We start from the raw sequence: 22,440 nt of genomic DNA on the forward strand, positions 1-22,440 counted from the left end.
CGATCGCGGCGACCTGCCCGGCGTTGGTGATCGCCTCGGGTCCGGTGAGGCGGTGGGCGGCGCCCTCGTGGCCGTCGTCGAGGAGGGCGCGTTCGGCGACGGCGGCGATGTCGTCCTCGTGGATGGGCGCGGCCTGTCCGTCGGCGAAGACACCGCGGACGGTGTCGCCGGTGCGGATCTGCGGTGCCCACTGGAAGGCGTTGGTGGCGAACGCGTTGGGGCGCAGGAAGGTCCATGCCAGGCCGCTGTCGCGGACGTGACGTTCGGCGGTGGCGTGCATGACGTGGATGGGGTGGGACTCGTCGGCGCCCGAGTCGATGATCCCGGAGGACAGCAGGACCACGTGGCGCACTCCGGCGACGCGGGCCGCGTCCAGGAGGCGCGGGGTGTGCTCGCCGCCCGCCTGGACGTACAGGAACAGCTTGGTGGCACCCTCGAACATCGCGTCCGGGGCATCGGGGTCGAGTCGTACGGTCTCGGCGCCGGCGGGCAGGCGGGCCCGGCCCGGGTCGCGGGTCAGTGCCCGCACGGGGCGGCCGGCGGCGACGAGGCGTTCGACCAGGGCACGGCCGACGTTTCCGGTGGGACCGGTCACTGCGATCACGAAGGGCTCCTCGGGTTGGATCGTCCTGTCCTGCCCGAGGCTAGGGAGGGCGGCCCGCCCACCGCATCGGCGGCAGGTACGAGCCGCGCCTCCCGCGCCCTACGTCTCCGGTCCTAGACCTCCTCCTGGCCCTGCTGGACCCGCAACGCCCGTGCCAGGTCGTCGAGTTGGTCGACGAGCTTGCGGCGCAGCGCCGGGATCGGTCCGGCGTCGCGCAGGCATGCTTCGCCGAGCCGGAGGGTCTCCGCGTCGACGGCGTGGGCGGGGAAGGCCCAGCGTCCGGCGGCGTCGGCGACGGCGGGGCCGCGGCGGGCGGCGAGGGCGACCGCGTCCGGGTAGTAGCGCGGCACGTACGCGTGGACAGGTCGACCTGATCCGGGCTGCAGAAGTCCTTGGGCGGTGGCGGTGGTACAGGTAGGCGGACAGGTCGTCGGAGCCGAACATGGCCTGCTCAGGTTGCGGGACTTGGCCTCCGGGTCGGGCAGGGCGGCCCGGCAGCGGGCGGCGCCCTCCTGGCCGGTGGCGCTCGGGTCGCGTTCCAGTTCGGCGGCGATGGCGGCCTCGTCGGTGGCGCCGAGGACGGCGAGCCGTCCGAGGACGCGCCAGCGCAGCTCGGGGTCGAGCTCGGGGCCGCCCGGGACGGTGCCGTCGGCGAGCCAGGCGGCGATGGTGTCGGGGTGGGCGGCGACGTCGATGCGGTGGCGTACGGCGATCAGGCGCAGGCCGGGGTTGTCGCCGTCCTCGGTGCGGCGGATGAGGTCGCGGCACAGTTCGGAGAGGGTGGCGAGCGCGGCGGGCCGCTCCCCGGGCGTGACGTAGCGGTCGGCGATGTACGTGGACGCGAAGGCGAGCACGCCCTGGACGATGGCGAGGTCCGTCTCCAGCGGGAGGTGGGCCCGGGCGGTCTCCAGGTAGGCGGCGGGCGCCAGTTCGCCGTCGCGGACGGCGTCCCGCAGGGCGTTCCAGACGACGGCGCGGGTGAGCGGTTCGGGCAGGCCGGACAGTTCCTTGCGGACGGTCTCGAAGGACTCGGGGTCGAAGCGGACCTTGGCGTAGCTGAGGTCGCCGTCGTTGAGGAGGAGCAGCGCCGGGCGCTTGCCGATGGGGTGGGCGCCGTGCTGCGGCAGGTCCAGGTCGAGGCGTTCGCGCAGGACGAGCTGCCCGCCGTCGTCGCCGAGGTCGCGGTCGTACAGGCCGACGGAGATGCGGTGCGGGCGGCTGCCGGTCCGTTCGGCGGTGAGGGTGCAGGTGCCGTGCTCGCCGGGTGCGATGCGCGGGGTGAGGGTGTCGACGCCGGTGGTGCGCAGCCAGGCGTCGGCCCAGGCGTGCACGTCGCGGTCGGTGGCGCCGGCGAGGTTGTCGATGAAGTCGGCGAGGGTGGCGTTGCCGAACTTGTGCCGGGCGAAGTGGGTGTTGATTCCGGTGAGGAAGTCCTTCTCGCCGAGCCAGGCGACGAGTTGCCGCAGCGCGCTCGCGCCCTTGGCGTAGGAGATGCCGTCGAAGTTCAGCAGTGCGGAGGCGGTGTCGTCGACCGCTTCGGGTGCGACGGGGTGGGTGGAGGGGCGCTGGTCGGCGTCGTAGCCCCAGGCCTTGCGGGTGATGCCGAAGTCGGTCCAGGTGTCGGTGAAGCGGGTGGCTTCGGTGAGGGTCTGGTAGCCCATGTACTCGGCGAAGGACTCGTTCAGCCAGATGTCGTCCCACCACTTGAGGGTGACGAGGTCGCCGAACCACATGTGGGCCATCTCGTGGGCGACGACCATGGCGCGGGTCTGGCGTTCGGTGTCGGTGACGGCGGAGCGGTAGACGAACTCGTCGCGGAAGGTGACCAGTCCGGGGTTCTCCATGGCGCCCGCGTTGAACTCGGGGACGAAGGCCTGGTCGTAGGAGTCGAAGGGGTAGGGCTCGTCGAACTTCTCGTGGTAGCGGTCGAAGCAGGCGCGTGTGACGTCGAGGAGTTCGTCGGCGTCGTCGTCCAGGTGGGGCGCGAGGGAGCGGCGGCAGTGCAGGCCGAAGGGCAGGCCGCGGTGCTCGGTGCGCACCGAGTGCCAGGGGCCGGCGGCGACGGCGACGAGGTAGGTGGAGATCTTCGGGGTGGGTGCCGCCGTCCAGACGCCGTCGGTGAGGGTGGTGACGCCGTTGGCGAGGACGGTCCAGCCCTCGGGGGCCGTGACGGACAGGTCGAAGACGGCCTTGAGGTCGGGCTGGTCGAAGGCGGCGAAGACGCGCTGGACGTCGTCCATGAACAGCTGGGTGTAGACGTAGGTCTCGCCGTCGGTGGGGTCGGTGAAGCGGTGCATGCCCTCGCCGGTGCGGGAGTAGCGCATGCGCGCGTCCAGGCGGAGTTCGTGCTCGCCGGCGGTGAGGTTCTTCAGGGGCAGCCGGTTGCCGTCCAGGGTGTCCGGGTCCAGGGGGTGTCCGTCGAGGGTGGCGGAGCGCAGCTCGGCGGGCCTGAGCTCGACGAAGGTGTCGCCGTCCGTGCGGGCGCCGAACCTGATCAGAGTGCGCGAGTCGAAGGTGTCGTCCCCGGTGGTCAGATCGAGTTCGATCGTGTAGCTGTGGACGTCGAGGAGCTCTGCTCGGGTCTGCGCTTCGTCGCGCGTCAGTACGGACATGCGTGCCATGCTGCCTGATGGCACCGGCAAGGCACAGAGGCGGATCGGTACGAGCCCGGTGCCCGGTCTATGAGCGGTCTTTTTCGAGCTCCCCGGCGTGCGCCCCCAGGGGACGCGGGGGCGGCACAAGCGTGTCGGGACGGTGCGGAGCGGGGCGCGGTGGGCGTGCCGCTGCCTCGGTGTGCTCCCGGACGACGGCGCGCAGCCTGTGCACCTCCCGCTCCAGGGCGAGGTGGCGCCGGTGGGCGTCGAAGAGGTAGCGGACCTTGGTGCGCAGGGCCCAGGGGTCGACGGGTTTCATGACGAGGTCGGCGACGCCGAGGCCGAAGGCGGCGGTGGTCAGTTCGTGGTCGGCGCCGAAACCGGTGAGCAGGATCACCGGGATGTGCTGGGTCTGTTCGACGCGGCGCATGTAGCGCACGACCTCGAGTCCGCTGACGCCGGGCATGCGCACGTCCAGCAGCAGCAGGCCGACCTGGCCGCGGAGCACCTGCTTGAGCGCCTCGTCGCCGCTGGTGGCCCGGCCGAGCAGGTAGCCCAGCGGGGCCAGGGCGCTCTCCAGCGCGTACAGCGTGTCCTCGTGGTCGTCGACGATGAGGATCCTGGTATCCGACGGCATGGCCCGACGCCCCTCCCTCGTGGAGGACCAGAGTAAGTCCGGGACACTGACGCGCAGTGCTCGTCAGTTGACATGCTGTGCACAGCGCAGCATGCCCCGCGCGGGCCGCCGTGTCACTCCCCCCGGGAAGAGGTCGTCCTGGGTCAGTTGCCGCCGGACGCGCTGCCGTTGAGTGCCTCGTCGGCGATGCGCTCGTGGTGGCGGATGACCTCGGCGACGATGAAGTTCAGGAACTTCTCCGCGAAGGCCGGGTCCAGTTTGGCGTCCTCGGCGAGTGCGCGCAGCCGGGCGATCTGGCGGCCCTCGCGGGCCGGGTCGGCGGGCGGCAGCTGATGTTGGGCCTTGAGGTGGCCGACCTGCTGGGTGGCTTTGAAGCGCTCGGCGAGCATGTGGACGACGGCGGCGTCGATGTTGTCGATGCTGTCGCGCAGGCGGGCGAGTTCCTCGCGGACGGCGGGGTCGACGTCGCCCGTGCCGGTGTTGCTGGTGGTCATGGGGCGTCAGCCTACGGGCGGACGTGCGGCGGCCGCGGGTCGTCTCACCAGTCGGCGCCGCTCAGCGACCGGTTTTCGGATGGGCGGTGGGGTCCGGTGACCGTCACACTTTCGTACAGTGGAACCGGGTTCAGGGGCGTCTTGGGGGTGAGGCGTGGCGAACGACGGGCCGGTCGAGCACGGCTACCCGCATCTGGAGACGGTGCGGGCCGCCGTCACGGCGCTGTACAAGCGGCTGTCGTACGACACGATCCAGACGTTCGCGACCAGCGTGCTCCCTGCCGACGTGGCGTTCTGCGACACCGACGACCTGTATCTGGGGGCGCAGCGGGTGGCGCACGAGCTGGTGCGGCACTACCGGCTGCCGGACGCCCGGCTGATCGTGAGCTTCCGGGAGATGCGGCACGCGGCGAACGTCGAGCTCGCGGCCGGGCCGGAGTACTTCGTGGAGCTGAACGACCGGTTCCGTACGCATCGGCGGGACATCGGGGCGGCCCTCGCCCACGAGGTGATGCACGTGTACCTGCACCGCCTGGATCTCTCCTTCACCGGCGTCCGGGACAACGAGATCCTCACGGACACGGCGACGACGTACCTGGGGGCGGGCTGGCTGCTGCTGGACGCGTACCGGGAGGACGGGGCGTCGTCGCAGAAGCTGGGGTATCTCACGCCGGAGGAGTTCGGGTACGTGCTGGCCAAGCGGGCGCTGCTCTTCGGTGAGGACCCGTCGGTGTGGTTCACGAGCCCGCAGGCGTACTCGGCGTACGTCAAGGGCATGACGCTGGCGCGCCGTGACGGGCAGGAGCCGCCGCTGACGGCGGCGGGGTGGGCGGGGCGGCGGCGCTACGCCCGGGATCGGCGGCACGCGCCGGCCGGGCCGCCGCAGCCGGGCGTGCGGTACCGGTTCTCCCCCGACGGGGGTGGGCGGTTGCGGGTCTCGTTTCCCTGTCCGACCTGTCATCAGCGGATCAGGGTTCCGGTGCGGGGCAGGGTCCGGGCGCGGTGCGCGTTGTGCGGGAGCGTGCTGGAGTGCGACACGTGAGCGGCTCAGGAGCGTACCGGGGTGCTGTACGTGAGCGGAGGTGTGTCCTCGGCGGGTCCGTCAGTGCCCGTGATCGCCTCCGGTGATCTCCCGGTACTCCTCGACCGTCGGTTTCTCGATCCGCGCGTCGGGTCCGAACATGGCCTTGGCCAGCCGGGCGCGCAGCCGCTCGGACCGTTTGACCTTGCGTCGCACGCCGGCCGCGTCGACCTCGGGCTCCCGCTCGTACGGCGGGTTCTGCTCGTGCTGGGTGAGGGTGAACAGCTGGGCCTGCGGGAGCGGCTCGTGCACCTCGGTGTACTCGCCGGTCGGCATCCGCCTGATGGTGCCGGTCTCCCTGCCGTGCAGCACTCTGGCGCGGTCGCGGCGCTGGAGGCTCATGCAGATCTTCTTCGTGACGACGAACGCGGCGACCGGCAGCACGAACGCGCCGATCCGCACGAACCAGGTGATCACGTTGATGGACAGGTGCAGATGCGTGGCCACGATGTCGTTGCCGCCGCCGATCAGCAGCACCGCGTACAGGGTCAGCCAGGCCACGCCCAGTCCGGTGCGGACGGGTGCGTTGCGCGGCCGGTCCAGGATGTGGTGCTCGCGTCTGTCGCCGGTGATCCACGCCTCGACGAAGGGATAGACGCCGAGGGCGAGCAGGACCAGCGGGAACAGCGAGAAGGGGATGAACACGCCGAGCACCAGGGTGTGGCCCCAGAGGTTGATCTCCCATCCCGGCATCACCCGGATCAGGCCCTCGGAGAACCCGAGGTACCAGTCGGGCTGGGCGCCGGTGGTGACGAGGTCGGGTCTGTAGGGGCCGAACGCCCAGACGGGGTTGATCTGGGCGAGCGCGCCCATGACCGTCAGGACACCGAAGACGAGGAAGAAGAAGCCGCCCGCCTTGGCCAGGTAGACCGGCAGGAAGGGCATGCCGACGACGGACCGTTCCCCCCGTCCGGGGCCCGGGAACTGGGTGTGCTTGTGGTAGAAGACCAGGATCAGGTGGGCGGTCACCAGGGCCAGCATGATCCCGGGCAGCAGCAGGATGTGGACGGGGTACAGCCGCGAGACGATGTCGTGTCCCGGGAACTCCCCGCCGAAGAGGAAGAACGACAGGTAGGTCCCGACGATCGGGATCGACAGGATCGCGCCCTGCGCGAAGCGGATGCCGGTGCCGGACAGCAGGTCGTCGGGGAGGGAGTAGCCGGTCAGGCCGGTGATGATGCCGAGCATCAGCAGGGTCCAGCCGAGGACCCAGTTGAGTTCGCGTGGCTTGCGGAAGGCTCCCGTGAAGAACACCCGCATCATGTGCACCAGCATGCCGGTGATGAAGACCAGCGCCGCCCAGTGGTGGATCTGCCGGATCAGCAGCCCGCCGCGCACGTCGAAGCTGATGTCCAGTGTCGACTCGAACGCCTTGGACATGGGCACGCCGTTGAGCCGGGTGTAGGAGCCGTGGTAGACGACCTCCTGCATGCTCGGTTCGAAGAACAGGGTGAGGTAGACACCGGTGAGGATCAGGACGACGAAGCTGTAGAGGGTGACCTCGCCCAGCATGAAGGACCAGTGGTCCGGGAAGACCTTGCGCATGTTGGCCTTGGCCAGCGCGTACAGACCGAGCCGCCCGTCCGCCCAGTCGGCGAGATTCTCGCCCTTGCCGGCGGGTGGTCCCCTGTGGGCGGAGCCCGTCCCGTGCGCCCGTCGTGCGCCGTCGTCGCCCATACGTCGTCGCCTCCACGTGGGATCCATCCCAGCGTGGCACGGCACGGCGGCGGCGCAAGCGCGGACGTGCGGCCTCTAGGCCGACGGCCGTACGATCCCCTGGGCCCGTGCGGCCGCCAGCCACGCCGGGAACTCGCCGACCAGCCGGTCGTACAGCTCGGCGTCCGGCACCTCGCGCGGATCCTCGCCCGCGTGGAAGAACCCGGCGTTGTCCACGACACGCTTCTCCGGTACGGCCAGCTCGTCGAGCCGTCGCAGGAAGTCGAACTGCTTGCTGCCCGGGTCGCCGAAGCCGATGAACTGCCAGAACAGCGGCAGCCTCGCCGCCTTGCACAGGTACCGCTCCGCGGCGAGCTTGCTGACGGGCCCGCCGTCGGTCTGGAACACGACCAGGGCGGGATCCTTCGACCCGCTGTCCAGGTAGTGGTCGATGACGGCGTCCATCGCCAGGTGGTAGCTGGTCCTGCCCATGTGCCCGAGCCCGGCGACGATCCGGTCGATCCGCCCCTGGTGGTCGGCCAGGGCGATCTCGGTCTCGGCGTCGACGTCGGTGGAGAAGAACACCACCGGCACCGTGCCGTCGTCGTCCAGGTGCGCCGACAGACCCAGCACCCGGTCGGCCAGCGCCTGGACACTGCCGTCCTTGTAGTACGGCCTCATCGAGCCGGAGTGGTCGATCACGAGGTAGACCGCGGCCCGCAGCCCGTCCAGCCCGTGCTTCGTGAGGGACACTCCGGCGCTCTTGTAGAGGTTCACGAGCGCGGGAGCGGTCTCCTGCACCTTGCTCAGACTGATCGCGGCCATACGCGCCCCCTCGTTCACGGCACCGGCTGTGGATCACCGGGGCCGCCCCAGAGAGTACGGCAATCGGAAACGCGCACGGTGCCCGCTCTGCCATGATTGCCTGCTCATGGCATGAGGGGGACGGGTGGGTTCGGGGCGGGTTGAGGCTGCAGGTACGGGTGTGCGGCGAGCGTTGGTGGTCGGGGTGGGGCGGACTCCCGCGCTGGAGAAGGACGAGCACCTCGCCCGGCGCTTCCCGGTCCTCGACAGCGCTGCCGAGGACGTCGAGCTGGTGAGCCGTGCGCTGCGTCAGTCGCACTACGACGTACGGGCCCTGCACGACCCGGGCGGCTTCGAGCTGCTGGGTGCCCTCCAGGAGTTCTTCGACGCATGCTCCCCGGGCGACACCGCGTTCCTCTACATCTCCTGTCACGGCACGACCGTCGGCAACCGGGACCATCTCCTGCCCGCCGACGTGCAGCCGGGCCGCGCGGACCCGGCGGGTGGCCGGTCCCTGCTCGCCCGCACCCTCATACCCGCCGATCCCGAGGGCCTGCTCGACGGGCTGCCCCGCGGCGTGACCACGGTCATGTGCCTGGACACCTGCCGCACCGAGGAGCCCACGCGCCAGGCCGAGCAGGGCAGGACGGCGGTGCTCTCGGCCGCCGAGGACGTGTACTGGCTCTACAGCTGCAGCCGCGGTGAGCGCTCCTACGCCGACCCCCAGGAGGGCAGCTGGTTCGGCCGCGCCCTCGCCAAGGCGCTCGCCCCGACGACCCAGCCGACCACCTTCGCCGACCTCGTCCGGTACACGCGGGACGCCGTGCGCAGGAACGCCTCCGACGCCGGGGTGAGGCCGCCCACCGTCGAGCGGTACTTCCCGCACGGGCTGAACGCGGACGGGCCGGGGCCTGTGCTGTGCGAGGGCGCGCAGGAGGTGCAGCGGTGGACCACCATGATCGAACAGTCGTGCCTGTGGCAGTACACGTCGGGCGTCGACGCCGTCCACGAGCGGGTCAAGAAGCGACTCGGCGAGCTGGTGGAGCGCATCGCGGACTCCCTGGCCACGGAGGGGGCGCACCGGGACGACCCGTGGACCGATCCCACGTATCCGGTCCGGGTGGTCGCGCAGGTCGAGGCCCTGGTGAAGCGGGCCCGGCTGGAGGGACGGGACCTGCTCTCGCCCGCCGAGACGGCGGCGCTGCTCGCCGCGCCCGTCGTGCAGGAGGGCGTCGTCGCGATCGCGCTGGAGGAACTGCGCCGGACGATGCCCGAGGGCATGGACGTCAAGAGCGCCGCGGACGACACCCTGGAAGGCCACGACCGCCTCGTGCGGGACGCCGCACACGACGTGGCCCGTGCCCACTCCCAGGTCCGGCGCACCGTGGCGACCCTGCGCCGCCGCGGCCTCAAGGAGCAGACGGCGGCGGCGGACCACTGGCTGCGGCACCGCTTCATCACCGACTGGGACCTGCTCTGGGAACGCACCGGTGACTATCCGGCCGTGGACACGATCCTCGACCTGCTGGTCAGCGCGGTTCTCGACGCGGCCGCCGATCCCTCGGGAACACCGGCCCGGGAGGCGACCAGGCTCGGCATCGACGGCCAGTTGCGCCAGGTCCTCGGCCATCTCACGGTCCATCCCAGTACCAGCCCGCGCATCAACGACGCGCGCGGCGGCGACGACTGGAACGCCTACCCGCCGGTGCCCGGGAACCAGTGGCGCGCCCCGGATCTCGCCCGCCTGCTGTGGACGGCCGGTCTCCAGGCCGCCGATCCGCGCCGGATGTCGAGCGTCCTCGTCGACCACCTGGGCGCCCACGAGCCGCTGGACCCGGCCGAGGTCGTCGCCGCACTGTCGGCCGACTTCGACTACGACGTGACGTCCCTGGGCGAGGACGACCGCGCCTACGAACTCACCGTCCGCTTCCCCTGTCCCCACCCGGCGCTGCACGTCGCGGTCGAGGAACTCGCCGCACGGACCAACGCGACCGTGTGCTCTCTGCACCAGGAGTGGCAGAAGCAGCGCACGACGCCGCCGCCCCTGCTGCGCGGCCTCCCCGAGCGCGTCACGTGTGAACAACTGGTTCCTGTGGCGGAACGCTACAAGCAGCCCCTGGAACGCTTCCGGCTGGCCGAGGACGAGATCCGGCCCCTGCTGATGGGCACCCAGCTCTACGGCGACCCGATGCTGGCGGTACGGGAGCTGTATCAGAACGCCCTGGACGCCTGCCGTTACCGCGACATGCGACGCCGGTACGGCGCGGCGCAGGGACGGCCCGGGCCCGACTGGCAGCCGAAGATCACGTTCACGCAGGGCTGGGACTCCGAGGGCCGGCCCTACATCGAGTGCACGGACAACGGCTCGGGCATGAACCGCGCGAAGCTGACCTCGATGTTCGCCCGGGCCGGCAAGCGGTACGAGCAGGACCCGGAGTTCGTCCAGGAACGCCGCAACTGGCGGCGCGCCGACTTGGGCGAGATGCCCCTGAACTCCCGTTTCGGCATCGGCGTGTTCAGCTACTTCATGCTGGCCGAGGAAGTGGTCGTCTGGACGAGCCCGGTGGACCTCTACGGCCGTGCATCACAGCTGGACCCGCTGCGGGCCGACATCCAGTCGGGGTCCGGGCTGCTTCGGGTCAGCGAGGATCCGCATGTGGCGCTGGACGGGGGGACTCGGGTGCGGCTGTATCTGGGTGAGGCCTCCGCCGCCCCGTCGTCGTTGGTGGACACGCTGGAGTCCTTCCTGTGGGTGGCGGACTTTCAGGTGGAGGCACGGGAACTCACCAAGGACGACACGGCGACGGCCGTACGGCACCACCGCTGGGAACCCGGCGCCCTCACGCCTCCCACACCCACGCCCTGGCACGGCGACGCCGTCCAGGGTGCCCGCGACATCTGGCTGGTGCAGGGGCGCGGGGGGTGGCTGCTGGACGGAGTCGTCATCAAGGGCGCACCGGAGTCCTACGGCTACATCGTCAACCTGCGGGAGCGGCACCGGCCCGACCCCAGCGTGGACCGCAACAGCCTGATCTCCTACGACGAGGAGGTGGTGACCGCCGAACTCCTCCGGGCCGCTCCGACGGCCGCCGCGCGGTGGCACACGGTCAGCCTGTCGCACCTGTGGGAACTCGCCGAGAGGACGCCCCGGCTCGCCCTCTCCGTGCTCGACTCGCTGCCGGACGATGCCACGGCCGTCATCCTTCCCGGACCCGGTTCACGTCATCAGGGCCTGCCGCGCACGGTGCCCCTGGAGACGGTGGGATGCCTGCCGATGGACCAGGTCAGCGGTAATGACCGAGGCCCCTGGCGCGGAATCCTCGGCGAATACCAATCGATCATCGCCAAGCAGTGGCAGAACACACGGCTCGCTCAGCACCCGGAGGGCAAGACCTTCCAGCCACCCGGGTATCCCACGCCCGTCAGCATGGACGCCGTCCTCTTCCCGAAGGAAGGCGACCCGCACGAGTGGGAGACGGTACTGCGTGCGGCACAGCTGACGCACACGCCATTGGCGAAGCCCCTCAAGGCCCTCCGCCGCTACGCGGTCGTGGGCTTCGAGGTTCCCGCCACGACGAACATTCGCGGAACCCGGGCGGTGCGGCCCACACCGGAACTGGTGGAGCTGTCCGCGATCTTCCGGTCCATGCATCGTGCGAGTTCCTGGCAGCGGCCGGCACCGTATGCCGCGCTGCTGCTGATCGCGGCGCGAAACCGTATGCCGCTCGCGGAGGCGGTCGCGCTCCTGGAGCAGCTCAGGACCTGGCAACCCGAGTTGCCGCCCCCGCCCGATCTGGACGCCGATCTGGCCGCCGAGATTCCCACGCGCGGTGACGCCGCCTTGCTGGTGAGCAGCCAGCTGAACGAGGAAATACACCTGTGGCCCGGGGAGCTGGGCGTCATCGACCTTCTGGTACGGGCCCGCCCGGGGTCGTCCCTCAGCGAGCTGGCGGCCCGTGTCCGGCTGTTCGAGCCGCTCGGCTTCTCGCTGCGGGAGGACCCGTCGCCGGCAGCCGTCGAGCACGGCCCGCTCACGGAACTGGAGGGCCCCCTGTTCGCCCAGTCGGTCGGCATCAGGCGGAGCGAGAGCGGACGGCATGGTGACGATCTCGGGATTGCCGATCTGCTCCTGCTGGCGTCGGAGTCGCAGACTCCGCCCGGTGAGGTGGCCGCGCGCGTGAACGCTCTCACGCCGGTGACCGGGGTCCGGGCCGACCGACCGCCCGCCGAGGTGGCCGACTGGATCCCCTCACCGCTGGCGGCCCAGGTACTCTTGGCGACCCGTCGCCGCGACGGGTGTATCTCGCCCTGGCAGTTCATCAGAATCGTCACCCGCAGGCCGGTTCGTCCCTCAAGCCTGTCGGCCAGGACGGACATCGACCTCGGCCAAGTCGACATGGTCCTGCGACGGATGAGCGCGGCCGGCCTCCTCTCCCCGGGCTTCGACGAGAGTATCGACGCGACCGTCCGGCAACTGGCGGTCTGGGACCACCCTCTGACGCGCGAACATCCGCTCGGAACGTCCGCCAGGGCCCTGGACGAACAGGGAGTGACCTTTCCCACCCTCGTCCGGCTCAGCTCCCGGGAGCGACGCCCCATCGGCGACATCGTGCGGCAGCTGACCGGTGACGACCAGATCCTGCCGATCAGGGTCGAACAGCCGGATCCCGCGGTCCTGGGCCTGCAACCGGACGCCCAGGACGTCCGTGCGCTCCTGCCACAGGGAGTGAGCGGATTTCCGTCCGAGCTCGGACTCCGGTCACTGCTCCACCACGCCTACTACACGCGCCGCACCCTTGCCGCCTCCATCGAGCACCTCGCCCGTTTCGTTCCGCTCGGCGCTCCCCCGCCCCCGTGCGCCCTCGACACCCCCGGATTCGCAGCCGTACGGGACCGCACACCGGACCTGTTCGACCTCGCCGCCGTCGGTCGGGGCCTCCTCGGCGTCGACGACGAGGCCTGTGCCCTCGGCCCCCTCGAACTCGTCCGCACAGCAGGCCGCTTCGACTGGTCGCTCGGCAAGACCTACGACCGCTACGCCCCCTTCGCCTGCCTCGGTCTGGACGTCACCGTCCGCAGGCCCGACGGCGACGTGGCCGATCGCGTTCCCGACTGGCAGGACCTGATCATCCTCACCGAACAGCTCACCGGCCGGGCCCCCGCCCTGTCCGGCACGGTCTCCCAGGACCACATCGCCCTCTGCGCGGAGGAGACGGACCTGCCGGAGCCCGAGGTGCGCGATCGGCTGGCCCGCTACGCGGACCTGTTCTCTCTCGAACTCCCTCACCTGGAAGGCACCACAGAGTGACGCCCCCGATCCCCTACGACCCCGACGCCGTCCACACCGCCACCCTCACCTTCCGGTGGGTCATGCGCAGGAACGGCGACGACGCCTCGTACGAAGCCTCCGGGACCTGCCCGGTCTGCACCTGCCCGATGACGAGGACATGGACGTTCGGACAGCCCCCGGTCGCCAAGGGCGGCTTCTTCGGCCGGCGCAAGGAACCAGGACCCGAGCCGTACTACACGGTGTGCCAGTGCCGCACCCTGCACATGAACCGTCCCGCGAGTGAACCCCGGGGCTGTGGTGCCCTGCTGACCATCGCACCGCCGCCCGCCCCCGGACACTCCGCCGGAGCGACCCCATGACCTTCACGCCCACGCCTCAGCAGCTCCGTGACGCGGACCGCCGGGGCCGCGAGACGGCCTCTCCGGAACGGCAGTTGCAGGCGGCGCTGCGGCAGGCGGAGGGATACCGGAACTTTCTGGCCTCGCTCACCGGCCTGCTCACGGCCGTCTTCGTCCTCAAGGGCCAGGAAGACCTGAGCAAGCTGGCGGGCACTCCGCGCTGGTGGGTGATCGGGCTGCTGATCGCCGGTTTCCTCGCCCTCGTCGCCGCTTCCTGGCTGGGCGTCGTGGCCGTGCACGGGCGGCCCGGTGAGGAGATCCTGCTCGAGGCGGGCAGGCTGTTGCGGTACGAGAAGGAGCGAACCAAGACCATCTGGCTGCTCGTGGAGTGCGCGCGCTGGCTGGCCCTCGTCGGTGTCCTGTGCGTCGCCGCCGCCGTGATCGTCACGTGGGTGTCGCCGGGCGGCGAAGCAGCGGAAAAGACGACGGCGCCCGCCCATTCGTCCGGTCGGGGACAAGGGGCAGGCGCCATCTGTGTTCCGCACGCCTTTGTGCGGGACGTTCCTGAGGGTGCGCGTCAGACCATCAGCGCACGATCCGTCGGCCGGATCGGTGCCGGCAGGTCGCTCGCGCCCGCGAGGTGGCGGTCCACCCCGCGCGCCGCCGAGCGGCCCTCCGCGATCGCCCAGACGATGAGCGACTGTCCGCGGCCGGCGTCACCGGCGACGAACACGCCCGGCACATTGGTCTGGAAGTCGGCGTCGCGGGCGATGTTGCCGCGCTCGTCGAGCTCCAGGCCGAACTGGTCGACCAGGCCGTTGTCGCGGTCGGTGCCGGTGAAGCCCATGGCGAGGGTGACCAGCTGGGCGGGGATCTTGCGCTCGGAGCCCGGCTTCGGGGTCAGCTTGCCGTCGATGAACTCGACCTCGGTGAGGTGCAGCCACTGGACGTTGCCGTCCTCGTCGCCCTCGAAGTGGGTCGTCGACACGGCGTAGACGCGCTCGCCGCCCTCCTCGTGGGCCGAGGTGACCTTGTAGAGCATGGGGAAGGTCGGCCAGGGCTGGTTGACCGGGTGCCGCTCCTCGCCCGGGCGGGGCATGATCTCCAGCTGCGTGACGGAGGCCGCGCCCTGGCGGTGGGCGGTGCCCACGCAGTCCGCGCCGGTGTCGCCGCCGCCGATGACCACGACGTGCTTGCCCTCGGCCGAGATCGGGGGCGCCACGAAGTCGCCCTCCTGGACCTTGTTGGCGAGCGGCAGGTACTCCATGGCCTGGTAGATGCCCTGGAGCTCGCGGCCGGGCACCGGCAGGTCGCGGGCCGTGGTCGCCCCGACGGCCAGGACGACCGCGTCGTAGCGCTTCTTCAGGTCCGTGGCCTTCAGGTCGCGGCCGATCTCGACGCCCGTGCGGAAGCGGGTGCCCTCCGCACGCATCTGCTCGATACGGCGGTTGATGTGCCGCTTCTCCATCTTGAACTCGGGGATGCCGTAGCGGAGGAGGCCTCCGATGCGGTCCGCGCGCTCGTAGACGGCGACGGTGTGACCGGCGCGGGTCAGCTGCTGGGCGGCGGCGAGGCCCGCCGGGCCCGAGCCGACGACCGCGACCGTCTTGCCGGACAGGCGCTCCGGGATCTGCGGGGCGACGTCCCCGGTCTCCCACGCCTTGTCGATGATCGAGACCTCGACGTTCTTGATGGTGACGGCCGGCTGGTTGATGCCGAGCACACACGCCGACTCACAGGGAGCGGGGCACAGGCGGCCCGTGAACTCCGGGAAGTTGTTCGTGGCGTGCAGGCGCTCCGAGGCGGCGGCCCAGTCCTCGCGGTAGGCGTAGTCGTTCCACTCGGGGATGAGGTTCCCGAGCGGGCAGCCGTTGTGGCAGAACGGGATGCCGCAGTCCATGCAGCGGCTGGCCTGCTTGCTGATGATCGGCAGCAGGGAGCCGGGGACGTAGACCTCGTTCCAGTCCTTGACGCGCTCCTCGACGGGGCGGGACTTGGCGACCTCGCGCCCGTGGTTCAGGAAGCCCTTCGGGTCAGCCATTGATCGCCGCCTCCATCATCTTCTCGTGGGTCTCGGTCTCGGAGAGACCGGCTCGCTCGGCGGCGTCCTTGGCGGCGAGCACTGCCTTGTACGTGCTGGGGATGATCTTGCTGAAGCGCTCGACGGCGGTGTCCCACTCGGCCAGGAGCTTCTCGGCCACGGTCGAGCCGGTCTCCTCCTGGTGGCGGCGGACCACGTCGTGCAGCCACTGCTTGTCGGTGTCGTCCAGCGCCTCGACGGCGTCCAGGTTGCCGGCGTTGACGTTGTCCCGGTCGAGGTCGATGACGTACGCGATACCGCCGGACATGCCGGCCGCGAAGTTGCGGCCCGTCTCGCCGAGCACCACCGCGTGACCACCGGTCATGTACTCGCAGCCGTGGTCGCCCACGCCCTCGGAGACGACCGTCGCGCCGGAGTTGCGGACGCAGAACCGCTCACCGGTCTTGCCACGCAGGAACATCTCGCCGCCGGTGGCGCCGTAGGCGAGGGTGTTGCCCGCGATGACGCTGAACTCGGCGAGGTGGTCGGCCGCGCGGTCCGGGCGGACCACGATCCGGCCGCCGGAGAGGCCCTTGCCGACGTAGTCGTTGGCGTCGCCCTCCAGGCGCAGCGTGACACCGCGCGGCACGAAGGCGCCGAAGGACTGGCCGGCGGAGCCGGTGAAGGTGATGTCGATGGTGTCGTCGGGCAGGCCCGCGCCACCGAACTTCTTCGTCACCTCGTGGCCGAGCATGGTGCCGACCGTGCGGTTGATGTTGCGGATCTGCACCTGGGCGCGCACCGGCTGGGCCTCGGTGGCGTCCGAGGCGGCCAGGGCGTCCGCGGCGAGCTTGATCAGCTGGTTGTCGAGCGCCTTCTCCAGACCGTGGTCCTGGGCGATCAGCTGGTGGCGGACCGCGCCCTCGGGCAGCTCGGGCACGTGGAACAGCGGCTCCAGGTCCAGGCCCTGCGCCTTCCAGTGGTCGACGGCACGCGTGACGTCCAGCGTCTCGGCGTGGCCGACGGCCTCCTCGATGGAGCGGAAGCCCAGCTCGGCGAGGATCTCGCGGACCTCTTCGGCGATGTACTGGAAGAAGTTCACGACGTACTCGGCCTTGCCGGTGTAGCGCTCGCGCAGCGTCGGGTTCTGCGTGGCGATGCCGACCGGGCAGGTGTCCAGGTGGCAGACGCGCATCATGACGCAGCCGGAGACGACCAGCGGGGCGGTCGCGAAACCGAACTCCTCGGCGCCGAGCAGCGCGGCGATGACCACGTCACGGCCGGTCTTCAGCTGGCCGTCGGTCTGCACGACGATGCGGTCGCGCAGGCCGTTGAGCAGCAGGGTCTGCTGGGTCTCGGCCAGGCCGAGCTCCCAGGGGCCGCCGGCGTGCTTCAGCGAGGTGAGCGGTGAGGCGCCCGTGCCGCCGTCGTGGCCGGAGATGAGGACGACGTCCGCGTGCGCCTTGGACACACCGGCCGCGACCGTGCCGACGCCGACCTCGGAGACCAGCTTGACGTGAATCCGCGCCTGCGGGTTCGCGTTCTTCAGGTCGTGGATCAGCTGGGCCAGGTCCTCGATGGAGTAGATGTCGTGGTGCGGGGGCGGCGAGATGAGGCCGACGCCCGGCGTCGAGTGACGCGTCTTGGCGACCCACGGGTAGACCTTGTGGCCGGGCAGTTGGCCGCCCTCGCCGGGCTTGGCGCCCTGGGCCATCTTGATCTGGATGTCGTCGGAGTTGACCAGGTACTCGGAGGTCACACCGAAGCGGCCGGAGGCGACCTGCTTGATGGACGACCGGCGGGCCGGGTCGTACAGGCGCTCCGGGTCCTCGCCGCCTTCACCGGTGTTGGACTTGCCGCCCAGCTGGTTCATGGCGATGGCGAGGGTCTCGTGCGCCTCCTGGGAGATGGAGCCGTACGACATGGCGCCCGTCGAGAACCGCTTGACGATCTCGGAGACCGGCTCGACCTCGTCGATGGAGATCGGCTGCCGGCCGGACTTGAAGCCGAACAGGCCGCGCAGCGTCATCAGGCGCTCGGACTGCTCGTTCACGCGCTCGGTGTACTTCTTGAAGATGTCGTAGCGGCCGGAGCGCGTGGAGTGCTGGAGGCGGAAGACCGTCTCCGGGTCGAACAGGTGCGGCTCGCCCTCGCGGCGCCACTGGTACTCGCCGCCTATGTCCAGCGCGCGGTGCGCCGGGGCGATGCCGGAGGCCGGGTAGGCCTTGGCGTGGCGGGCGGCGACCTCCTTGGCGATGACGTCGATGCCGACTCCGCCGATCTTCGTGGTCGTGCCGTTGAAGTACTTCTCGACGAAGGTGTCGTCGAGACCGACGGCCTCGAAGACCTGGGCGCCGCGGTAGGAGGCGACGGTCGAGATGCCCATCTTGGACATGACCTTCAGCACGCCCTTGCCGAGGGCGTAGATGAGGTTGCGGATGGCCTTCTCGGGCTCGATGCCGGGCAGGAAGGTGCCGGCGCGGACCAGGTCCTCGACGGTCTCCATCGCCAGGTACGGGTTGACGGCGGCGGCGCCGTAGCCGATGAGCAGGGCGACGTGGTGGACCTCGCGGACGTCACCGGCCTCGACCAGCAGGCCCACCTGGGTGCGCTGCTTGGTGCGGATGAGGTGGTGGTGGACGGCTGCGGTGAGCAGCAGCGACGGGATCGGCGCGTGCTCGGCGTCCGAGTGGCGGTCCGACAGGACGATCAGCCGGGCGCCGTTCTCGATGGCGGCGTCGGCCTCGGCGCAGATCTCCTCGATGCGCGCGGCGAGGGAGTCACCGCCGCCGTGTACCCGGTACAGGCCGGAGAGGGTCGCGGCCTTGAAGCCGGGCATGTCGCCGTCGGCGTTGATGTGGATGAGCTTGGCCAGCTCGTCGTTGTCGATGACCGGGAAGGGCAGCACGACGCTGCGGCAGGAGGCCGCGTTCGGGTCGAGGAGGTTGCCCTGGGGGCCCAGCGCAGAGCGCAGGGAGGTGACGAGCTCCTCGCGGATGGCGTCCAGCGGCGGGTTGGTGACCTGCGCGAACAGCTGGGTGAAGTAGTCGAAGAGCAGCCGCGGGCGGTCCGACAGGGCGGCGATGGGCGAGTCGGTGCCCATCGAGCCGATCGGCTCGGCACCGGCCTTGGCCATCGGCGCGAGGAGGACGCGCAGCTCCTCCTCGGTGTAGCCGAAGGTCTGCTGGCGGCGGGTGACCGAGGCGTGGGTGTGGACGATGTGCTCGCGCTCGGGCAGGTCGCCCAGCTCGATCTCACCGGCCTCCAGCCACTCCCCGTAGGGGTTCTCGGCGGCGAGCTCGGCCTTGATCTCGTCGTCCTCGATGATGCGGTGCTCGACGGTGTCGACGAGGAACATGCGGCCGGGCTGGAGGCGGCCCTTGCGGACGACCTTGGCCGGGTCGATGTCCAGGACGCCCACCTCGGAGCCGAGGACGACGAGGCCCTCGTCGGTGACCCAGTAGCGGCCGGGGCGCAGGCCGTTGCGGTCGAGGACGGCGCCGACCTGCTTGCCGTCGGTGAAGGTGACACAGGCCGGGCCGTCCCAGGGCTCCATCATCGTGGAGTGGTACTGGTAGAAGGCGCGCCGGGCCGGGTCCATGGAGTCGTGGTTCTCCCACGCCTCCGGGATCATCATCAGCACGGAGTGGGGCAGGGAACGGCCGCCCAGGTGCAGCAGCTCCAGGACCTCGTCGAAGGAGGCGGAGTCGGAGGCGTCCGGCGTACAGACCGGGAAGACGCGCTCCAGGTCCTTCTCGGAGGAGCCGAAGAGGTCGGAGACCAGCTGCGACTCACGCGCCCGCATCCAGTTGCGGTTGCCCATGACCGTGTTGATCTCGCCGTTGTGCGCGACGAAGCGGTACGGGTGGGCCAGCGGCCAGGACGGGAACGTGTTGGTGGAGAACCGGGAGTGCACGAGCGCGATCGCGGAGGCGAAGCGGCGGTCGGACAGGTCCGGGAAGAAGGGCTCCAGCTGGCCGGTGGTCAGCATGCCCTTGTAGACGATCGTCCGGGCGGACAGCGACGGGAAGTAGACGCCGGCCTCGCGCTCGGCGCGCTTGCGCAGCACGAAGGCCTTGCGGTCGAGGTCGATGCCCGTCGCGGGCGCGGCCGCGCCGTCGCTGACGAAGATCTGGCGGAAGACCGGCATGGTCGACCGGGCGGTGGCGCCCAGCAGCTGGGGCGCGACCGGCACCTCGCGCCAGCCGAGCACGGTCAGGCCCTCGTCGGCGGCGATCGTCTCGATCCGCGAGACGGCCTCGTCGGTGGAGTCCTCCGGCAGGAAGGCGATACCGACGGCGTAGCCGCCGGCCTCGGGCAGTTCAAATCCGGCCACGTCGCGGAAGAAGGCGTCCGGGACCTGCGACAGGATGCCGGCGCCGTCGCCGGAGTCGGGCTCGGAGCCGGTGGCGCCGCGGTGTTCGAGGTTGCGCAGGACGGTCAGGGCCTGCTCGACCAGGGTGTGGGACGCCTCGCCGGTGAGGGTGGCGACGAAGCCGACGCCGCAGGCGTCGTGCTCGTTGCGGGGGTCGTACATACCCTGCGCAGCAGGGCGAGCATCCATGAACGACCAGTTCTGGCCATTCGCGGAATGCTGGGACGGCTGGCGCGGCGTACGCATCGGCTCTCCCGTCGTCGTCAGTGGCATATGCAAGGTGCCGAGGGACGACGTTGGCCCTCGCGTGATCGCAAAATTTCGTGCAGGTTACATGATGGAGCGGTTCTCGGGAACCGGGATAATCCGTTCCAGCATGCGGACACCGGAGGTTTCGCGGCGGGGGGTTCCGCACCGACGGTGGAAGCTATGGAGGGCCAGTACGGAACGACCGGGTGAGATCGAAGCCCGACGGGCCCGAGGGCGGAGCGGGCGTCTTCGCCCACCCCGCTGGGGGGTACGCGGCGAGCCTCATTGCCCGCAGCGCTTACGGCTCATGCCCGGTGGTTGCGCAGTCGAAACCAGCGAGTAACGGTTACTTATGCGGCCCCACGCATAGGTCCAAGCCGAGCTATCCTACGGCCGTTCCGAACAAGGTGCCCAGGGCGTAGGTCACACCGGCCGCCGCGCCACCCAGGAACAGCTGCCGCAGTCCGCTGTACCACCAGGTGCGTGCCGTCACCCTGGCCACCACCGCGCCGCACAGGAAGAGCCCGAGCAGCGCCAGCAGCACGGCCGGCAGCAGGCTGCTCGCCCCCAGCAGGTACGGCAGCACGGGAATCAGGGCGCCCAGCGCGAAGGAACCGAAGCTCGACACCGCGGCCACGGTGGGCGAGGGCAGATCGCCGGGGTCGATACCCAGCTCCTCCCGGGCATGGATCTCCAGCGCCTGCTCGGGATCCTTCGACAGCTGCCGGGCGACCTCGTCGGCCAGCTTCGGCTCGACCCCTCTCGACCGGTAGAGCGCGGCGAGCTCGGCCTCCTCGTCCTGCGGATGCTTGCGCAGCTCGCGCCGCTCCACGTCCAGCTCGGCCTCGACGAGCTCGCGCTGCGAGGCGACGGAGGTGTACTCACCGGCGGCCATGGAGAAGGCGCCGGCGGCCAGGCCCGCGAGTCCGCTGAGGACGACGGTCTGCTGACCGACCGCGCCGCCCGCGACGCCGGTCATCAGGGCCAGGTTGGAGACGAGGCCGTCCATCGCTCCGAACACCGCGGGACGCAGCCAGCCGCCGTTCACGTCCCGATGGGTGTGGTTGTCCCGGTGCGCCTCGTGCAGCGTCGCCTCGGTTTCGATGATGGCCATGGAAGATCCCCGGTTCCTTCCTCGGAAGAGCCTGTGCGGAGAACCTGTTCGAACAGACTTGTTTGGACGAGTTCCAAACTTTTACAACACACAAAGTACGCCGCGGATTCCAGTCCCGCCAGCAAGGAAAGGCTGGGCTAACCTGCGGTTTTACCCCTCGGCGCTCACTTGATGATGACCATGCACAGATGTCGACCGGGTGATGCTGCGGTCCGGAGGGCTGGACGCGGTCGCCGGAGTGGGACACCTCCCCTATGGCATCGATCGCCTGCATCCCTTCCGTCCCGGCGCCCGGGGACGCCGTCGAGCTCCGCGAACGGGCCCGCGGCGCGCTGCTGGGCCTCGCCGTCGGTGACGCCCTCGGGGCCCCGGCGGAGAACATGAAGCCCTCCGAGATCCGCGCCCGGTGGGGCCGCATCACCGGCTACGTGACTGATAACCCGTCCGGCACGGACGACACCGAGTACGCGATCTTCTCCGGCCTGCTGCTGGCCCGGCACGGCTCGGCGCTCACCCCGGCGCACGTGGAGGCGGCCTGGCACGAGTGGATCGCCGACCGCGACGAGGGCCCGTTCCGCGGCGCCGGCTTCAGCGAACGCGGCACGCTGGAGAACCTCCGCCGGGGCCTGGCCGCCCCCATCTCCGCCCAGCACCGGCACGCCTGGAGCGACGGTCTGGCCATGCGCGCGGCCCCCTTCGGGGTGTTCGCGCCGGGCCGCCCGGCGGAGGCGGCCCGGCTGGCGGCGGTCGACGGCTCGGTCAGCCACGACGGCGAGGGCATCTACGGCGGCCAGGCGGTGGCCGCGGGGGTGGCGGCGGCGATGGCGGGCGCCCAGCCGATCGCGGTGGTGGCCGCCGCGCTCGCGGTCGTTCCCGACGACTCGTGGACGGCCCGCTGCCTGCGCCGCGCCGTGGCGGTGGCCCACCGCGGCGAACGCGCGGTCCGCTCCGCGGTCGTCATCGGCGGCTACCCCTGGACCGACCTGGCCCCCGAGGCGGTCGCCCTCGCCTTCGGCGCGTACGCGACGGCCGACGGCGACTTCGGGCAGTCCGTCCTCACGGCCGTGAACATGGGCCGCGACGCCGACACGACGGCGGCGGTGGCGGGGGCCCTGGCGGGCGCCACGCGGGGAGTGTCGGCGATCCCGGAGGCCTGGGCGGCCCCCATCGGCCCGGTCCGGGGC

At 70.8% G+C, this 22,440-nt stretch carries 13 protein-coding genes; 4 read left to right on the plus strand and 9 right to left on the minus strand.

The genetic code is table 11. The annotated features are described in order from the left end of the window. From SSQG_RS09660 to SSQG_RS09675, 4 genes are all read right to left on the minus strand, one after another. The coding region (locus SSQG_RS09660) for an SDR family oxidoreductase (RefSeq protein WP_039932248.1) at positions 1–604 on the minus strand (604 nt) is incomplete at its 3' end. A gap of 113 nt (positions 605–717) precedes the next feature. Continuing rightward, the gene (gene pepN, locus SSQG_RS09665; protein ID WP_244299079.1) at positions 718–3,216 is read right to left on the minus strand and encodes an aminopeptidase N; all 2,499 of its coding nucleotides are present in this window, start codon (positions 3,214–3,216) and stop codon (positions 718–720) included. Between the two features lie 67 nt (positions 3,217–3,283). After that, complete coding sequence (locus tag SSQG_RS09670) at positions 3,284–3,835, minus strand: response regulator (protein WP_003989555.1); 552 nt, start codon at positions 3,833–3,835, stop codon at positions 3,284–3,286. Between the two features lie 143 nt (positions 3,836–3,978). Further along, a complete protein-coding gene (locus SSQG_RS09675; protein WP_003989556.1) occupies positions 3,979–4,329 on the minus strand; it encodes a chorismate mutase in 351 nt (116 codons plus the stop codon). A gap of 154 nt (positions 4,330–4,483) precedes the next feature. On the opposite strand from SSQG_RS09675, the gene SSQG_RS09680 reads away from it, so the two are divergent. Beyond that, positions 4,484–5,371 carry a hypothetical protein gene (locus SSQG_RS09680; protein ID WP_003989557.1) on the plus strand — a complete coding sequence of 296 codons (888 nt, stop codon included), beginning with the start codon at positions 4,484–4,486 and terminating at the stop codon, positions 5,369–5,371. A gap of 60 nt (positions 5,372–5,431) precedes the next feature. Here the strand turns inward: SSQG_RS09680 and SSQG_RS09685 are convergent, their stop codons facing one another. Together SSQG_RS09685 and SSQG_RS09690 are read right to left on the minus strand one after the other, a co-directional pair. Then, a complete protein-coding gene (locus tag SSQG_RS09685) occupies positions 5,432–7,087 on the minus strand; it encodes a cytochrome b (protein WP_003989558.1) in 1,656 nt (551 codons plus the stop codon). Between the two features lie 75 nt (positions 7,088–7,162). Further along, positions 7,163–7,891 carry a vWA domain-containing protein gene (locus SSQG_RS09690; protein ID WP_039932252.1) on the minus strand — a complete coding sequence of 243 codons (729 nt, stop codon included), beginning with the start codon at positions 7,889–7,891 and terminating at the stop codon, positions 7,163–7,165. A gap of 184 nt (positions 7,892–8,075) precedes the next feature. Between SSQG_RS09690 and SSQG_RS09695 the strand changes: the two genes are divergently transcribed. Next, a complete protein-coding gene (locus SSQG_RS09695; RefSeq protein ID WP_244299080.1) occupies positions 8,076–13,178 on the plus strand; it encodes an HD domain-containing protein in 5,103 nt (1,700 codons plus the stop codon). Further along, positions 13,175–13,519 carry a hypothetical protein gene (locus SSQG_RS09700; RefSeq protein ID WP_039932254.1) on the plus strand — a complete coding sequence of 115 codons (345 nt, stop codon included), beginning with the start codon at positions 13,175–13,177 and terminating at the stop codon, positions 13,517–13,519. The genes SSQG_RS09695 and SSQG_RS09700 overlap by 4 nt, the downstream gene beginning before the upstream one ends. A 556-nt stretch (positions 13,520–14,075) precedes the next feature. Here SSQG_RS09700 and SSQG_RS09705 read toward each other — a convergent pair. From SSQG_RS09705 to SSQG_RS09715, 3 genes are all read right to left on the minus strand, one after another. Then, positions 14,076–15,539, minus strand: a complete 1,464-nt coding sequence (locus tag SSQG_RS09705; RefSeq protein ID WP_003989561.1) for a glutamate synthase subunit beta — start codon at positions 15,537–15,539, stop codon at positions 14,076–14,078. Beyond that, the gene (gene gltB, locus SSQG_RS09710; RefSeq protein ID WP_078506832.1) at positions 15,532–20,139 is read right to left on the minus strand and encodes a glutamate synthase large subunit; all 4,608 of its coding nucleotides are present in this window, start codon (positions 20,137–20,139) and stop codon (positions 15,532–15,534) included. The genes SSQG_RS09705 and gltB overlap by 8 nt, the downstream gene beginning before the upstream one ends. A 385-nt stretch (positions 20,140–20,524) precedes the next feature. After that, positions 20,525–21,256, minus strand: coding sequence for a VIT1/CCC1 transporter family protein (locus SSQG_RS09715; RefSeq protein ID WP_003989563.1), 732 nt, complete (start codon positions 21,254–21,256; stop codon positions 20,525–20,527). Positions 21,257–21,510: 254 nt separating this feature from the next. Between SSQG_RS09715 and SSQG_RS09720 the strand changes: the two genes are divergently transcribed. Continuing rightward, a partial coding sequence (locus tag SSQG_RS09720; protein ID WP_003989564.1) for an ADP-ribosylglycohydrolase family protein occupies positions 21,511–22,440 on the plus strand: 930 nt, incomplete at its 3' end.

Source organism: Streptomyces viridochromogenes DSM 40736 (genome assembly GCF_000158955.1).
Lineage (GTDB): Bacteria > Actinomycetota > Actinomycetes > Streptomycetales > Streptomycetaceae > Streptomyces > Streptomyces venetus.

What these genes read in the sequence shown, in the direction of transcription:
- pepN (WP_244299079.1), bottom strand. Translation starts at nt 3,216, where the DNA reads ATGTCCGTACTGACGCGCGACGAAGCGCAGACCCGAGCAGAGCTCCTC.
- SSQG_RS09690 (WP_039932252.1), bottom strand. Translation starts at nt 7,891, where the DNA reads ATGGCCGCGATCAGTCTGAGCAAGGTGCAGGAGACCGCTCCCGCGCTC.
- SSQG_RS09715 (WP_003989563.1), bottom strand. Translation starts at nt 21,256, where the DNA reads ATGGCCATCATCGAAACCGAGGCGACGCTGCACGAGGCGCACCGGGAC.
- SSQG_RS09670 (WP_003989555.1), bottom strand. Translation starts at nt 3,835, where the DNA reads ATGCCGTCGGATACCAGGATCCTCATCGTCGACGACCACGAGGACACG.
- SSQG_RS09705 (WP_003989561.1), bottom strand. Translation starts at nt 15,539, where the DNA reads ATGGCTGACCCGAAGGGCTTCCTGAACCACGGGCGCGAGGTCGCCAAG.
- SSQG_RS09685 (WP_003989558.1), bottom strand. Translation starts at nt 7,087, where the DNA reads ATGGGCGACGACGGCGCACGACGGGCGCACGGGACGGGCTCCGCCCAC.
- SSQG_RS09675 (WP_003989556.1), bottom strand. Translation starts at nt 4,329, where the DNA reads ATGACCACCAGCAACACCGGCACGGGCGACGTCGACCCCGCCGTCCGC.
- gltB (WP_078506832.1), bottom strand. Translation starts at nt 20,139, where the DNA reads ATGCGTACGCCGCGCCAGCCGTCCCAGCATTCCGCGAATGGCCAGAAC.